At 64.6% G+C, this 15,730-nt stretch carries 8 protein-coding genes and 1 CRISPR repeat array; of the genes, 2 read left to right on the forward strand and 6 right to left on the reverse strand.

All coding sequences use genetic code 11. The annotated features are described in order from the left end of the window. Positions 1-226: 226 nt before the first annotated feature. The gene (locus L3V18_RS17465; protein ID WP_237056652.1) at positions 227-1,558 is read left to right on the forward strand and encodes a DUF58 domain-containing protein; all 1,332 of its coding nucleotides are present in this window, start codon (positions 227-229) and stop codon (positions 1,556-1,558) included. 84 nt (positions 1,559-1,642) lie between these two features. Then, positions 1,643-2,056 carry a hypothetical protein gene (locus tag L3V18_RS17470; RefSeq protein ID WP_237056653.1) on the forward strand — a complete coding sequence of 138 codons (414 nt, stop codon included), beginning with the start codon at positions 1,643-1,645 and terminating at the stop codon, positions 2,054-2,056. Between the two features lie 268 nt (positions 2,057-2,324). Further along, positions 2,325-6,855: a CRISPR direct-repeat array (repeat unit 28 nt; unit sequence TTTCTGAGCTGCCTGTGCGGCAGTGAAC). A gap of 129 nt (positions 6,856-6,984) precedes the next feature. Here the strand turns inward: L3V18_RS17470 and cas6f are convergent. The 6 genes from cas6f to cas1f all read right to left on the reverse strand — a co-directional run bounded on the left by cas6f (position 6,985) and on the right by cas1f (position 15,426). Beyond that, complete coding sequence (gene cas6f / locus L3V18_RS17475) at positions 6,985-7,551, reverse strand: type I-F CRISPR-associated endoribonuclease Cas6/Csy4 (protein WP_237056654.1); 567 nt, start codon at positions 7,549-7,551, stop codon at positions 6,985-6,987. Positions 7,552-7,555: 4 nt separating this feature from the next. Beyond that, positions 7,556-8,593 (reverse strand): type I-F CRISPR-associated protein Csy3, encoded by a 1,038-nt coding sequence (csy3, locus tag L3V18_RS17480; RefSeq protein ID WP_237056656.1) that lies wholly within the window; start codon positions 8,591-8,593, stop codon positions 7,556-7,558. 27 nt (positions 8,594-8,620) lie between these two features. Continuing rightward, a complete protein-coding gene (csy2, locus tag L3V18_RS17485) occupies positions 8,621-9,622 on the reverse strand; it encodes a type I-F CRISPR-associated protein Csy2 (RefSeq protein ID WP_237056658.1) in 1,002 nt (333 codons plus the stop codon). Then, the gene (csy1, locus tag L3V18_RS17490) at positions 9,619-10,962 is read right to left on the reverse strand and encodes a type I-F CRISPR-associated protein Csy1 (RefSeq protein WP_237056660.1); all 1,344 of its coding nucleotides are present in this window, start codon (positions 10,960-10,962) and stop codon (positions 9,619-9,621) included. The genes csy2 and csy1 overlap by 4 nt, the downstream gene beginning before the upstream one ends. A 73-nt stretch (positions 10,963-11,035) precedes the next feature. Continuing rightward, positions 11,036-14,455 carry a type I-F CRISPR-associated helicase Cas3f gene (gene cas3f / locus L3V18_RS17495; protein ID WP_237056662.1) on the reverse strand — a complete coding sequence of 1,140 codons (3,420 nt, stop codon included), beginning with the start codon at positions 14,453-14,455 and terminating at the stop codon, positions 11,036-11,038. After that, the gene (gene cas1f / locus L3V18_RS17500) at positions 14,452-15,426 is read right to left on the reverse strand and encodes a type I-F CRISPR-associated endonuclease Cas1f (RefSeq protein ID WP_237056664.1); all 975 of its coding nucleotides are present in this window, start codon (positions 15,424-15,426) and stop codon (positions 14,452-14,454) included. The genes cas3f and cas1f overlap by 4 nt, the downstream gene beginning before the upstream one ends. Positions 15,427-15,730 lie beyond the last annotated feature (304 nt).

A 15,730-nucleotide genomic window follows, 5' to 3' on the forward strand; every position in this document is an offset into this window, starting at 1 on the left:
TGCGCAGCCCGGCGCCGGCTCCGCTCCATGTGCGGCACGGGCAGGCAACCGGGCACGGCCGGCTCCGTCGCTGCCGCGATTCCTCCGTTGCCGGCCGGGCTGACGGTCGGACTCGGCCGGCATGCCCCCGCCACGGGGCGGGCCGGCGGCTCGCGATCCTCTCCACTCACCCCCTTCGCCGCCGGCGCAACAGGGGCAGGAACGGTTGCGTGATATGAGTAGCGCCATGTCGGCCCGCACCCTTCCCCGCCCTGCGCCGCTGCTGCTGGCCCTGCTCGTGCTGTGGGCCGCGCTCGGCCTCGCCGCGAGCACCGGCACCGTGCCGCCGCGCTGGTGGCAGGGCGCCGGTGCCGCACTCGGTCTGCTCGCCCTGATCGACCTCGTGCGCGTATGGCGGTTGCCGTTGCCGCAGGTCGAACGCAGCGTCCCCGACACCTGGCCGATCGGCATCGAGCGGCCGGTCACCCTCGCCTTCGAATCCGCGCGCCCGCAGCGCATTGACGTGTTCGACCTGCACCCGGTCGGCTGGCAGATGCATGGACTGCCGCGCCGGCTCGACCTGCGCCGCGGCGAATCGGCGCGGTTCGACTACCACCTGCGCGCGCACGAGCGTGGCGATTTCGTGTTCGACGGCACCCACCTGCGCGTGCACTCGCCGTGGCGGTTGTGGCGGCAGCGGCGTACCGCCGGTGAACTGCAGCCGGTGCGGGTGTTCCCGAACTTCGCGCCCCTGGCGAAGTTCGCGATGTTCTCCGCCGAGCAGGCGTCGCGGCTGGTCGGCGCGCACCTCAAGCGGCGTCGCGGCGAGGGCACCGACTTCCACCAGATGCGCGAGTACCGGATCGGCGACAGCCTGCGCCAGATCGACTGGAAGGCCACCGCGCGCTCGCACAAGCTGATCTCGCGCGAATACCAGGACGAGCGCAACCAGCAGCTGGTGCTGCTGCTGGACACCGGCCGCCGCCTGCTCGCGCGCGACGAACTCGCCAGCGGACGGGGCATGGCGCATTTCGACCACGTGCTCGACGCGGCGCTGGTGGTCGCCTACCTGGCGCTGCGCCAGGGCGATGCGGTCGGCCTGCTCGCCGCCGGCGGCGACAGCACCTGGGTGCCGCCGCGGCGCGGCGCCGGCGCGATCGAGGGCCTGCTGCGCGGCAGCTACGCGCTGCAGCCATCGCCGGTCGCCACCGACTTCCTCGCCGCCGCCACCGAACTGTCGGTGCGCCAGCGGCGCCGCTCGCTGGTGATGATGGTGACCAACCTGCGCGACGAGGACATGGACGACGTGCTGGCGGCGGTGCAACTGCTGCGCAAGCGGCACCTGGTCTGCGTCGCCAGCCTGCGCGAGGTCGCGCTCGACGAGACCCTCGCCCGCGAGGTCCACGACCTGCCCGGTGCGATCCGGGCCGGTGCCACCGCGCAGTACCTGCAACAGCGCGCCGTCGCGCACGATGCGCTGCGCAACCATGGGGTGATGGTGCTCGACGTCACCTGCGACCAGCTCGCCGCCTCACTGGTCGAGCGCTACCTCGCGGTCAAGCGCGACGGCCTGCTCTGATCCGGCGGCGCCGGCGTTCACAACCCGCGCCGACCGACGTTCCAGACGACATCCGCGGCCTTCCGCCGCTCATCGAGGACCGTCATGCGCAAGCTCAACGTCACCGCCATCCTGCTCGCCGCCGCGCTCGCCCTGGGCACGTTCGCCGCACCCGTCGCCGCCCAGCAGGTCACCTTCCCCGCGCCGCTGTTCGTCACCTCCGGCACCAACTGGAACATCACCCTCGACGACAGCGATCCCAACGAGGGCGTGAGCTACACGCTCGTGCCCGCAAACGGCAACAAGAGCACGGGCTGGCTCACGCTGACCTATTCGCAGGGCGATTACCTGCTGACGAACATTCCGGGCGGATCCCGGATGAACATCACCATCAGCCCCATTCCCCTGGGCAAGTCCTGTCCGTATTCGAGGACGGCCGACAACGCGACCTACACGATCCAGGTCGCCGCCGGCAGTGTCACCTATTACGGCTGCGGCTACTTCACCCAGCAGCAGTAACGGACGCCACGGTACCGGTCGCGTCCACGCTTCGACGGCTTGCGGCGGTGGTCGCGGCGCTCCTCGCCCCCGAGCGCGCCGCGCCACCGCCGGGCCGTCACCGTCGCCCCGTCCACTGATTGCCTTCTGTCCAGGCAGGGCGCGAGCCACGACGAAATCCGTCGTGGGAGCGGCGTGAGCGGCGTGAGCGGCGACAAAGCTTTCCCAGGACGGCCACATCACGGCGTGCGCCCACAACCGCTCCTGCGTGCGCTGCCAGGTGCCCATGTTTCTGAACTGCCTGTGCGGCAGTGAACAGGCGGCCGGATCCTCGGTGTCCATCTGCGGCTTTCTGAGCTGCCTGTGCGACAGTGAACACTCAGTGGAACCCTGATACTGGGCAATGCCATTTCTGAGCTGCCTGTGCGGCAGTGAACGGAATGCGGGCACACGCTGAGCAACACCTATCTTTTCTGAGCTGCCTGTGCGGCAGTGAACCGCTTCGCTGGCGCCACCGCCGCCGGCGAACATTTCTGAGCTGCCTGTGCGGCAGTGAACCGCAGCCGACCTCGGCTGCCGCATCCAGATCTTTTCTGAGCTGCCTGTGCGGCAGTGAACGGGATAGGCGTCGCCATCGTTGGCGACAGTCATTTCTGAGCTGCCTGTGCGGCAGTGAACGCACAGCAATAAGGAACGCGATGATCGCGCACTTTCTGAGCTGACTGTGCGGCAGTGAACAGTCGCGTCACGAACGACCCGGATTGTCGCCTTTTCTGAGCTGCCTGTGCGGCAGTGAACTGATCATTCTGATTTCCGGGCAACCGGGCAACTTTCTGAGCTGCCTGTGCGGCAGTGAACTCGGTCAGTTGTCATTGGCACTTGCTCGTGAATTTCTGAGCTGCCTGTGCGGCAGTGAACGTGAGGTATTCGACATCACAAATGTCGTTTATTTTCTGAGCTGCCTGTGCGGCAGTGAACGTATTTCCGCCGTTGTCATAAATGCGCAAGACTTTCTGAGCTGCCTGTGCGGCAGTGAACGCGAGCGACTTGGATGTGCTGGTCGCGAATGTTTTCTGAGCTGCCTGTGCGGCAGTGAACTCGCAATGCTCTAGCCGTCTGACGCGCGATCTTTTCTGAGCTGCCTGTGCGGCAGTGAACCGCCTCGGCCACAAGGCGGCCCTTTGCGTCCTTTTCTGAGCTGCCTGTGCGGCAGTGAACGCCAAGAGCAGCCCGGAGGCGCGCTTCCGCCATTTCTGAGCTGCCTGTGCGGCAGTGAACTCGAATGTGTGTCCGGCCAAAGATTCCAGCAGTTTTCTGAGCTGCCTGTGCGGCAGTGAACAGTTCGAACTGGCGTTTCGTGATCGTTTGCTTTTTCTGAGCTGCCTGTGCGGCAGTGAACGTCTTCTGGAACTTGCGACCGCCGATGCATTTTTTCTGAGCTGCCTGTGCGGCAGTGAACGCGGCATCGTCGGCAACGTCGCGTTGATGTTCTTTCTGAGCTGCCTGTGCGGCAGTGAACGGCGCTTCAGGCGCTGGCAGCGCCGACCGGCATTTCTGAGCTGCCTGTGCAGCAGTGAACGACGGTTGGTGGGGCGGGGCGCCGGCGGTTCCTTTCTGAGCTGCCTGTGCGGCAGTGAACGACGGCAGCGTGCGCGTGCTGATGCCCGGCGATTTCTGAGCTGCCTGTGCGGCAGTGAACTCCTTGACCGCCTCGCGGTGGAGCTTCTGCAGTTTCTGAGCTGCCTGTGCGGCAGTGAACCGCAATGCGAGCTGTTGCGATTGCGCGAGGGATTTCTGAGCTGCCTGTGCGGCAGTGAACCCGAGGATGTTGCGTCTCGTGACGTGGCTTGCTTTCTGAGCTGCCTGTGCGGCAGTGAACCTTTTGCGTTACGCCAAACACGGCCGCCAGTCTTTCTGAGCTGCCTGTGCGGCAGTGAACTTGCAGTCAAGGCATTGCCTATGCCGCCCGTCTTTCTGAGCTGCCTGTGCGGCAGTGAACCACCGCCCGTCCGGCAGCGTCACGACGTAGAGTTTCTGAGCTGCCTGTGCGGCAGTGAACATCCGTGTGTATACGCCGGCCTGGCTGCGTCTTTTCTGAGCTGCCTGTGCGGCAGTGAACGCGTTGCGGGTGGTGCGGCGGTGGGCCAGCCATTTCTGAGCTGCCTGTGCGGCAGTGAACAGCTCGGGCACTGCGTGAAGTCGGTGATCTCATTTCTGAGCTGCCTGTGCGGCAGTGAACTCATGTCTTTGCCCTCCGCGCGGCGATGTTTCTTTCTGAGCTGCCTGTGCGGCAGTGAACTCCCGTCAGCGCGAGCTACGCGCGCCGGGTGGTTTCTGAGCTGCCTGTGCGGCAGTGAACTGCGGCGCCGGCAGATGAGCCGGTTGCCATCATTTCTGAGCTGCCTGTGCGGCAGTGAACGGCGCATCAGATGGCCCTCCCGATGATCTCGCTTTCTGAGCTGCCTGTGCGGCAGTGAACATGCGCCGCGCTCGAGCGCGAAGTGCGTCGATTTTCTGAGCTGCCTGTGCGGCAGTGAACCGACCGTCGGCCATCTTGTGCTTTTCCTGATATTTCTGAGCTGCCTGTGCGGCAGTGAACGGAATGCGGGCACACGCTGAGCAACACCTATCTTTTCTGAGCTGCCTGTGCGGCAGTGAACAGGTAGACCGCCGCAGCGACCGCGAGCTCCTCTTTCTGAGCTGCCTGTGCGGCAGTGAACTCCGGCGGCAAGACCGTCCGCGTCGAGATCGATTTCTGAGCTGCCTGTGCGGCAGTGAACTCCGGCGGCAAGACCGTCCGCGTCGAGATCGATTTCTGAGCTGCCTGTGCGGCAGTGAACACCATGCTGCTGATCACAGGGACCACGGCGGCTTTCTGAGCTGCCTGTGCGGCAGTGAACCGCAGGCGATGACGATCCGCTCGATCTCGTCATTTCTGAGCTGCCTGTGCGGCAGTGAACGACGGAATCTTCTACGCGCTCGCCGGCTACCATTTCTGAGCTGCCTGTGCGGCAGTGAACGATCCAGGGGAACGGGTTAGCCGCAGGCTGGTTTTCTGAGCTGCCTGTGCGGCAGTGAACCGTGCGACGAGTTCCGCAAGATCCGGATCGGCTTTCTGAGCTGCCTGTGCGGCAGTGAACCGTGACCAGCTGCGCGCGGTACAGGAACGTGTTTTCTGAGCTGCCTGTGCGGCAGTGAACACGATCTCTCGGCCTGGCGACAGCTCGATAACTTTCTGAGCTGCCTGTGCGGCAGTGAACTGAACCCGGGCCTCCGGATCGCCGAAGTGCTTTTTCTGAGCTGCCTGTGCGGCAGTGAACGCCGCGGTCGACGACCTCGAGCGCGCCCTGGATTTCTGAGCTGCCTGTGCGGCAGTGAACGACCAATCTCAGCACCTATGCCGGCACCCTCTTTTCTGAGCTGCCTGTGCGGCAGTGAACCTCAACGCCCTGCTCATGTATGGCGGCGACTTTTTCTGAGCTGCCTGTGCGGCAGTGAACGACAAGACCGGCCACGTAGCACCCGACGTGGTTTTCTGAGCTGCCTGTGCGGCAGTGAACCGTACCCGCGCGCGGTTCGGCAAGCAACGGACTTTCTGAGCTGCCTGTGCGGCAGTGAACTGGACTGCGCCTGTGTTCGATCGACGCGAGACTTTCTGAGCTGCCTGTGCGGCAGTGAACGCATGGCCGGGGCCCGACTTGTGTCGCCGTCATTTCTGAGCTGCCTGTGCGGCAGTGAACGACCGCCAGGGGATGCGGGCAGGCGTGGAAGCTTTCTGAGCTGCCTGTGCGGCAGTGAACTCACGTTCTGCCTCGCGCCTGTCGTGCTTCATTTTCTGAGCTGCCTGTGCGGCAGTGAACGCCAGCGAAAATGGGGAAGCGCCTCACGTGGCTTTCTGAGCTGCCTGTGCGGCAGTGAACTTGTGCAAGCGAGCCCTGATGAAAGATCCAGCTTTCTGAGCTGCCTGTGCGGCAGTGAACCACGTATCCGCCGGTCTTCTTGTCGGGACTCATTTCTGAGCTGCCTGTGCGGCAGTGAACGTCCATGCGCGGCACCGTTTCCGGGCCGATCATTTCTGAGCTGCCTGTGCGGCAGTGAACACCTCCCGCGTGCGGAATCGCAGCGGCCATACTTTCTGAGCTGCCTGTGCGGCAGTGAACCGTCCCCCTTCGCGCTCTGGGCGCTCACGTCATTTCTGAGCTGCCTGTGCGGCAGTGAACTGCGCCGCCGTCGCCCACCCAGGTTTCGGTGCTTTCTGAGCTGCCTGTGCGGCAGTGAACGGGGAGACGCCCTGCGGCACGATGACCGTCTTTTTCTGAGCTGCCTGTGCGGCAGTGAACGAGCGCCTGGAGCGCCTGGAGCGAGACAGGCATTTCTGAGCTGCCTGTGCGGCAGTGAACCACCAGGGCGTCGATCTTGTGCTTCGGGATTTTTTCTGAGCTGCCTGTGCGGCAGTGAACTCGAGCTGACGCCAGGGCCGCAGGGACCGCAATTTCTGAGCTGCCTGTGCGGCAGTGAACTCTGAGGCACCCATGCAGATGCCGCCCTGTTCTTTCTGAGCTGCCTGTGCGGCAGTGAACGCCTTACAGCTGGCGCCGAGGGACCTACTTCATTTCTGAGCTGCCTGTGCGGCAGTGAACAGATGAACCTGCCGGCCGTGTTCGACCTGGCTTTTCTGAGCTGCCTGTGCGGCAGTGAACGGATGAGGCAATGGTGTTTCGGCTTGCCTATTTTTCTGAGCTGCCTGTGCGGCAGTGAACCATCGTGATGGAGCGGGCTGGCTCCCCAATACTTTCTGAGCTGCCTGTGCGGCAGTGAACTAGAGCAGAACGCCAGCGAGCCCTTTCAATTCTAGCCCCATAGACAAAAATGAGGGCTGACACCCTTTTGAGGCGTCAGCCGTCAAGTCATTGATTTTCCTGACTCTATCGGCAAGCGGAAGAAAAGGGTCAGAACCAGGGGATCGTGGCCCCCTGGCCGAGACCATAGCTGTTGAACGTGCCGGACATCGGTTCTGCGAGCAGAGGACCATGGCGAATGAACAGCGGAAACGAAGCTTGGCCGGTGCTCCGACTTCCAAGCACGACGAACGGGAGCCTCAGATGTTCAGCTACAGAATCCGGGATGCGCTTCATCGCCGTCTCGGCATCCAGGCCATGGCGGCGCATGGCGCGGCGCCGAAGCCGACTTGGGCTGCTCTTGGCCTGTACCCGGCTCACATGTCGATGACTGGTGCCGGCGGGCACCGGCTTGATCGCCAATACCTTCACGTGGTCGAGCATTCCTTTGAGCCAGGAAGTAGCCACGAGCGCCTGCAATGAGGTCTCAGGCCCGTGCAGCCTCAACTTGTTTCCCAGGGTGGGCCTGGCGTCGTCGTGCTCGGGAAAGCTGACGCCAATGTCCTGACTTCCCAGTTGCACGAGGGCGCGGTGCAACCGGGCGTAGAGGCCGTTGAGCAGGTGTTGCGACGTCAGTTCCGGATCGGGACGGATATCTATATCCAGATAGTGGCTCATGGCATCAGCCCGCGTCGCCGAACACGCCGCCACGAATGAGAGTAGCAACGACAAAATGCTGCTGCTCCAGGTTCGGCGCCTTGTCCTTGATGATCCAATTGTCCAGCAGGTTGTAGAAGTCCATCTTCTCCTTCGGTTGGCGATAGGCCCTGCCCTGGGTGGTAACCGAGCCATAAGGCTCCACGGCGATGGGTCCGTTCTCGTCGGCATCCGGGTACCAGGTGTCGATTGTGCGCAGGGCATTGCCGACCTTCTGCGAGTGGATGGCGGCGATGGCCTTGTCGCCTTCGCCCACCGAGTACAGCGTCTTGCTCTTGTCGCCCCGGCCGCGGTCGAGAATCAGTTCCTGTGAAGGGAACACCTCCTGGCCGGCGCCGATACGTACGTAGGCGGTGATCTGCAACAGCACATGGGAACTGCCCGCCAGGCCGGATTCGATCAGCGAAGCAAGCGCGCTCAGATCGGCCGCCTCGCTGACTGGGGGCGCCAGGTCGCGCAGGGAGTGTTCATGCGCCTGGAACGTCCACCGCGTGGCGGGCTGGCCGCCACGCAGATGGGCCACATGTATTTCCACCTGCTCGGCCCCGATGCGATTGCGCCACAGGAACCGGCCGTTGGCCAGATTCGCGGCATAGCGCCGCGCCAGTTCGCCAAAGCCCTGCTGGCGCACGTATTCCGTCACGGTAGAGATGAGCTTGTTGCGGTAGTCGGCATCGTTGCAGGCGGATGGCTCGCCGGTGCCGCCGAGCACGCGAAGAGTGAACTGTACCTTCAGCGTATCGGCGTCCAACGGCAGGGCGGCCACGTCCACGGTCTGCAGGTTGGGGTTCTCGATGGCGGCATCGAGTTTGGCCGGGTCCTGGTCCTTGGTCTTGAGGCGATTGGAGATGGTGCCGCGTACGGACTTTTCGCGGATCTTCACCGGCTCCCAGGCATCGGAACGGTCGCGCGCAGTCCAATCTCCGGCGAAGAACAGCGCATCGGACGGGTCGAGCTTGCGCTCGAAGGCGAGGACGGAAGCGGTCTTGAGTTCTTTGGACATGATCGGGTTCCTTGTCGTGATGGACTGTCAGTCGAGGTCGTAGAGCTGCTCGATCAGTTCGGCAGTGGGCTGGTAGTCATTGCGGCATCGGTAGAGGCCGTTTCCGGGCTGGCTGTCGGCGTACCAGAGCAGTTGCTGGGGCGATTGCAGGCGGTGCGGGCTGATCCATTCGCCGATCGAGTAGAGGCTTTCGACGAAGCGGAACGGAGTAGTGGTATCGCGTGCATTGGCGACGCTGCCTGCCTCGCGGAGATCACCCAGGGCGCCGTAACCGACAGGAATCGGCACGGTCCAGCCCTGGCTCTTGCGGTCGTTGAGCCATTCACCCTTGGCGCCGTCCTTCTCACCCGGCTGGTAGCGCCAGTTGATGCGCGATAGCGAGAGCCAGGCATCGAGGCGGGTAGCTTCGGGATTCATGGACTGAAGCTCGGCCAAGCGTGTATCGAGCCGATCATCGCGCGATACTAGGGCGAAGCCTGGCAGCAGGCGCATACGCGCCTTGCGGAACTCCGCCAGCCGATCTTCCTCGGCGCCGGTCAGCTCCAGGATCCAAGGCCTGTCGCGAAACCGTCCAGGTCGTAATGGAGGCAACAGACTGCCACCTGCGATGCGCATCCCGGCCAGCAGATCGGCAACGACGGCACTGTCCGTGTCACGCATCTCTGGATCGCGGCTCCAGCGCTCGCTGCGGACGGCGAGCACCAGGCTCAGCTTCAGGTGGATACGGCCTTCCTCGACGATGGCAGCAGTGCCGCCGTCCTTGCCGACGGGGTTACGGGTGAGGCGAAAGGCCTTCACGAAGCCACCTCCGGTGACCTGTTCCTGGTGGTCGTGACAGACCGTGCCGATCGCCCGGAACGCGATGTCCAGTCCGGCGGCCCGAGTCCTGCGCTCCAGCGCCCACATCAAGCCCAGGAACGCCGTCATCGACGGAAAGCCATGGGTCAGCGGGCTGGACACAGCGTTGGCGTTCTGGACTCGCAGATGCGGCAGCACCAGCAGATGATCGAAGCGTGGGCAGCCACTCATGAGGACGCTCCTTCTGGTGCCCGACGTTGCATCGGCACCGGCCAGGCGGCGTCGACGATGGCTTGCCTGGCCCAATGCCCATACTCTGCATCGCCGACAGCGACCAATCCTGCTTCGCGCAGCTGCGCGTTGACCCAGTTGGCGAAACGCCCGGCGACTTCATCGGGCCAGTCACCACGGTGATAGGCAGCGATGAAGGCGTCGTCCTCCTGCTCGTGTCCCTCCCGGGGTGGCAGCTCAATCCGCTCGGGGTCGAGCCAAAGCTGCTCACACAGCGGGAGGGCACAGTCCGATGCACGGGTCCAGCCGGGTTCAGAGTTGGCCTGAATGCTGGCAGCGAAGACCTGCAGCTGGAAACCGAGAGCCTGTTCGATGGCCTTGCGCCGATCCCGCGTGTCCATGTTCGGGTTGGGATTGGAGAGCAGGAAATCGGCCAGCGTCCTCACCAGGAAGCGCACGCCCTTGAAGTGGGCAAACCGGTCGAGCGCCGTCTCGATGTTCAGCAGTTGCCGAAATCGGTCCTGATCCCATTTCGGGGGCGGCAGCGAAGCCAACAGGTAATTGATGCCGCCGCGTTCGCTGTTGAGCTGGCTGATGTTCTGGGGCTTCGTGCCGCCCAGCTTGCGAGCGACCAGGTTGCGGTAGTCGCGGTAGACGGCTTCGTGGGCTTCCCTCGCCCGGAATGCCTGCCGGGCCCTTTTGTTGTCATCGCCGAAGCGGGCATCCTGGATGTCCGCATGCACCGCATGAGCCAGACTGCTGGAAAACAGCGGTTGCAGGAGGTGATAGTCGGCGTCGTTCGAGGGTCGCTCCCCGGTCAGCCAATAGACCTGCTTGGCCGCTTCGTGCGACACCGGCTCCGGATCGCTACGCACCAGCCCGCCGAAGGCTTCCATCCAAACGGAGGCCATTGCGGGATCGGGGTGCAGGGCGTGGCCCAGGTCGCTGTCGCCGGTCTGCATCCAGTCCAACAGTCGGCGGCCTTCGACTTCGATCTTGAGGAACTTGAAGACGTCCAGCGCCGCCGCGTTCCCGACCACATCTTCGGCAAACTCCTCGCCGAGCAGATGGCTGCCGATCTCGACATGCTGCGGCAGCTCAGCCGGCGCGGCATGCAGACTGCTGCCGCGCGCCTCGGGGTGGGTGGCCTTGAGCACATGGGTGACGGCCTGGATCTGTCCGACCCGACGAGCCGCATCGGCCAGCCACGTCCCGTAGTCGTATTTCGACGCCGCATCGGCATCGTCCTCCTTGCCCTTCAACTTGGCCTCGCGCCGCGCTTCGATGAAGGCGGCAATGGCCGAGCGGAAAGCTTCTCCCCGGCAATTCAATCCCATCATCCATCTCTCCTCCATGTTTGGGCCTTCGGTGGACTCGTTGGTCGTTCGTTTCGAAACTTGAACTCGGTGAATGTCATCTCGAGAACCCCAGCCACGGGTGATGCCGCCATCCTTGCTCGCTGTGCGGAACCTCCACCGCCGCCAGCCGTTCAGCGCAGTGGCGCAGCGCCAGGTCGAGGTGTTCGGCCTGCTCGGCGAGCAACGCCATCAGGTCGAACTCGCCCCATGGGGTGATGCGCTGCCCAATCGCCAGCTTCGCCTCGTGGCGCTGGCTGCGGTCGATCGGGACGTAGAGATTCCAACCGCGATGGCCGGGGTCGTCCTCGATGCGATGCAGAACCAGATACTCCTCGTCCTCATCCGGCAGGAAGACCAGACTGGCCTTGCGCAGGGTGTCCTCGCGGAACGGCTGCTGTTGAGGCAGTACGCCGGTCAGGGTCGCCTGCGGGTACTGCCATGACCAGGCGGCTTCATCTCGCCCCATGGGCGCGCCCTCGGATGGCGCCAGTGCGTCGGGCAAGCGCTGCCTGGGCAGCATGCCGGCTGCGATGCGTGCCTGCTCCAGGTCCACCAGCCGCTCGCGACTGGCCCATTCCGCTTCCGGACGGGGCCGAATGCGCGGCAGCGCGGTGAGCGTCCGGTACTCGTCGGGCGATAGCAGCCGGTTCAGGCGGTGGCTGCGCAGGCGGAAGCGATGGCTGTCGTCGTGCCGCTCGAAGCCGGGACGGACGAACACGGGGGCAGGATGGCCATTGGCCAGCGTCCTATCTTCCAACGATTTCAGATTGCGCTCGAATATCAGCATGTTGGATCGCTCGGCTGGTTGGCCACGATGCCGCTGCACGCGCCCGGCAAGTTGGATCAGCGAGCGCATGGAGGAAGGTTCGGCCACGGCCCAATCGGCGTCCCAGTCGCGGCCGACCTCACAGACCGGGGAGGCGAGGACGACGAACAGATGATTACGCTCCGGGTGGGCGTCGAGCGCGGCGCGGATGGCCGGCAGGCGGTACACGGCCTGCGCGTCGCCGCGCCGGTTGAATACGGTGTCGAGTTGGCGCTCGATGGCCGAGCGCTGCACCAGCGGAAAACGAGCGTGATAGACGCACAGGTGGATGCGTGTGTTCTCCGGTGCGCCGAGCGCGTACAGCGCCTGGGCCACGTCGAACAGAGGGTCGATGTTGGCCATGCGTACCAGCCCGAAGCTGACGCACTTGCCGCTGACGGGATCAGTTTCCGCATGGGCTTCGTGCAGGCGCAGGCAGGACTCGCGGATATGTTCGGCGAACTTGGCGCGGGTCTTCTCCTTAGACCCGCCCGCGGCGATATCCAGTGCGACCAGTTCGGCGCGTCGGAGCGGTTCGGCCTTCTCCAGCCGCGCCGTCCGCTTCTCGACGAATTGCATGTGTTGGCTGGCGAAGGCGGCCGCATCGGTGCTGGTGGCCGTCCGCACGCCGAATTCGTCCGTCCATAGGCAGGGCACCTCGATCCGCTCCGTGTGCTGCCCGCCTCCGGTGCCGCGATTCCGCCGGTACTGAAGGCGCCCGGCCCGGTAGGCGAGGAACATGCCTTCCACCAATGCCGGCGGCAGCGTGGCCGAGGACAGCACTACCCGCGTGCCAAGGAGGCCGGCCCAATGCACCAGCCGGGTCAACGCAGGCAGATCGTCCAGGTCGTAATCATCCAACTCGTCCAGGACCAGATCCGCGCTCATCAGCCGAAACATTGGCGCGATCTGGCGACCGGCGCGCAGCGACTCGGTGGCCGGCACTATGTGGTCCACCGTGCAGACCAGCATCGGAGCCGACAGCAGCCTGCGGATATCGGGGTCGTGCAGGGCGCGCGCGAGCAATGGGTGGTCAGCGGTGACGCCTTCGTAGAGCACGTGGCTGTCTTCCTCGATCAGGTCCTGCACCGATGCCGAGCCATGCGCTTCGGCCTTCTGTTCGTAGTATTCGAACAGGGCGCGGCTGGCAGTCCCGCCCACGTGGATCGCCAGTTCGTCCTCGCCCAGGTGCAGGTCGGTGCGATAGCTGCGACCGGTCTGCAGTGTCAGCGTGCGCAAGCCCAGGGCATAGGTGGCGCGCAGTCCCTGCTGGGGGTCGGCGAGCGCATAGAGGATCCGTGCATTGGCCAGTGTCTTGCCGCAGCCGGTAGAGGCCATGTTGACGATGAAGGCGCCGTTCTCGCGCGCGGATTCCCGCAGCGAGACGGCGGCATCGGCAGCCTTGTCCTGCCAAGAGAAGCGCGGATCGGCGCTGCGCTTGCGCAGGCCACGATGGTTGGCCAGGCGCGGCAGGTAGCGTTCGAAGCCTGGCAAGGCATGGGCGACGAGGCCGGCGTCACGCGTCACGCCGAGCAGGTGTTCCAGCAGGGACTGTTTGAGATGCGTGCGGTCGTGGCGATCCCGCCATGTATTGGCGAACAGGGTTTGTTCCTTCTGCACGAACGGTCGCCGTGCAGGGACAGGACAGCCTTGGCCATCCACGCCAAGGCTGGAGTAGTGATGGTCCGCCAACATCAGGCTAAGGCGGGCCAAGTGCATGACGTAGGTATTGTCCAACCACTCGGCATCGCGTCGCCCGCGCAGCTCCAGCAGGCGCCTTGCCAGGCGGGCGGCCTGCGCTCGCCACGACGGTTCGACCACCGGCAGCGGGCCCGCGGGTTGCCAGTACCGTTCCACGTGCTTGGGTTCGGCTGGCTGGCGGATTTCGTTCCAGTCGTGCGCGACCTGCTGCAGCGGCGTTTTCAGCCATGAGGCGTTGAACTGGCGCGAACGCTTGCCAAGCCAGTCCTGGGTACCATCGTCCTTCTCGGCAGGCACTACAGGAAGGCGATGGTGGGTCACGACCAGCCAGGCCACGGCGGCGGCCAGCGGCGGTAGGTTGCGGAAGGGATATCGGTCGATCGCATCCAGACCATCGCGCTGGTAGCGGCCGGGCCCGATCCAGTCCTGCTCGTTGAAGGCATCCGGATCGGCCAGCCGACGCAGCCAGTCTTCGTCGCCATCCTGGCCGACGAAGGCCAGGAACAGACGCAGCGAAACCCACTCGTGCCGGTACAGGTTCCGTTCCAGCAACTTTCCGCGCAGGCGCTGCTGGAACGCAATGCTGGCCTTGCCAAGATCGTGCAACAGCGCCGCCAGTTGCGCCAACAGGCGGATATCCTCGGCTGTATGCCAGTCGTTCTCGTCCTCGCGTCGCAGCACGTCGCGGATGGTGGTGTTGGTGGGCACAGCGCCCTCGGAATTGAAGCGGCGCGCGTCGCCGACTATCCACAACAATTCGCTGTGGTCACGTCCACGGAGCCAGTGACAGGCGACGGCCGTATTCTTTCGTGCGGTGCGACGCAGCAACTTGCGTAGAGTGTCGAGGCCCGCGCCAGTGATCGGCGTTTGCCATGTGCGGTCGCCACGGCGCTCGGCAAACTGGTCGAGGATGCGCCGGGTCTCGGTCAAGGCTCGCTTGTCGCATTGGGAGATCAGCAGAACGTTCATGCCGTCTTGCCCGCGATCTCCAGGGCGACGGCCTTGATGGTGTCGATCATGAAATCCAGCGATTCGCTGCGTGTGAGCGATTCGATGCAGCCGCGCCTGAACTCCTGTTCATCGTCGCCGCGCATCGCCGACAGAAACGCCTGTGGCAGGATGCTGGCGTCCTTGATCAGATCGGCCGTGTCGAAGACCAGGCCGCCGCGCCGGGTCTTGCCATGCAGCACCGCCAAGCCGTGCGGCAGACCAAGCACCCAGGTGGCGGTGGCACCCAGGCCATAGGCCAGATAGTTGCCATGGTCGAGGAAGCGATTGGCCGGATCACTGCCAGTGCCGCGCTTGGCGCGGGTGAAGTCACCGTAGCCGACGGTGTCCACCGCCAGCTTGAACAGCGCCTTGGTCAACCGGGCTTCCTCGGTGAGGAGAGCGGTGTTGTCCTGCGCAAGCTCGATCTGCCTTTCGGTGCGCTGCAGCAGCTCGTCCAGGCGTCCGGGGTCCGCCCCGAAACCGGCGTCGCGCAGGTGCCGGTGCGTCCATTGCTGGCGCAGTCTTGCCACCCGCGAACGCTGGAACGCTTTGGCCGCGCACAGGCGCAAGTCGTCGTCGAACCAGAACTTCACCCACGCCTGCAGGTACTCGGTGGGCCGGTATTCACTCTGCGGCGAGAGCCAGGAGACGTCCACGTCGACTTCGTTGGCGGAGAACAGGGGCGTTCCGCCGCCGCCACAGAACCCCACCAGCACGCCGGCCTTGGCCAGCTCGCGCATCGCCGCCTGGGTGATGGACGTGCCGATGCCGAGCAACACGGTGGTGGTGTTGGCGATCGGTATGTTCCAGTAAAGCTTGCGTTTGCCCTGATCGGTGACGTACTCGACCCGGCCGCCGTTGACCAGTACGCGGCAATGTTCCAGGTAGTACAGATTCGCGCGCTTGGAGTGCAGGATCGTTTTCAGGTCGGACGGCGACAAATCTTCCATTCGAGGTCCCTCTCGCGTGCCAATCCCGCCACCAGCAGCTGTATGGGCCGCGATGGCCGATTCTGTCGCATACATTTATCTCACAGGCTGAGACACAACTGTTTCGCCCCCGCCCTTGGTGCTAAGTCCCGAGCCACGCCATCCCTGCCCTCTTCCCGCCCGGTACCGGGCCTCATGCCCCGTCGGCATGCCCCCATGTCCTCCCGTAGGGACCGCGCCTTTGCCCCGATCCGCCGCGGTTGCGACAATGGCGGGCCTTTGCGCGCCGCGGTCACCACGACCGCCGCCGTGTCCATCCATTGCC

Origin of the sequence: Marilutibacter chinensis (assembly GCF_021725675.1) — a bacterium.
GTDB classification, from domain to species: Bacteria; Pseudomonadota; Gammaproteobacteria; order Xanthomonadales; family Xanthomonadaceae; genus Marilutibacter; species Marilutibacter chinensis.

Bases quoted from the DNA above. Each gene is read 5' to 3' on its own strand.
- cas3f (WP_237056662.1), bottom strand. From the start codon at position 14,455: ATGAACGTTCTGCTGATCTCCCAATGCGACAAGCGAGCCTTGACCGAG.
- cas1f (WP_237056664.1), bottom strand. From the start codon at position 15,426: ATGGAAGATTTGTCGCCGTCCGACCTGAAAACGATCCTGCACTCCAAG.
- csy2 (WP_237056658.1), bottom strand. From the start codon at position 9,622: ATGAGTGGCTGCCCACGCTTCGATCATCTGCTGGTGCTGCCGCATCTG.
- csy1 (WP_237056660.1), bottom strand. From the start codon at position 10,962: ATGATGGGATTGAATTGCCGGGGAGAAGCTTTCCGCTCGGCCATTGCC.
- L3V18_RS17465 (WP_237056652.1), top strand. From the start codon at position 227: ATGTCGGCCCGCACCCTTCCCCGCCCTGCGCCGCTGCTGCTGGCCCTG.
- L3V18_RS17470 (WP_237056653.1), top strand. From the start codon at position 1,643: ATGCGCAAGCTCAACGTCACCGCCATCCTGCTCGCCGCCGCGCTCGCC.
- csy3 (WP_237056656.1), bottom strand. From the start codon at position 8,593: ATGTCCAAAGAACTCAAGACCGCTTCCGTCCTCGCCTTCGAGCGCAAG.
- cas6f (WP_237056654.1), bottom strand. From the start codon at position 7,551: ATGAGCCACTATCTGGATATAGATATCCGTCCCGATCCGGAACTGACG.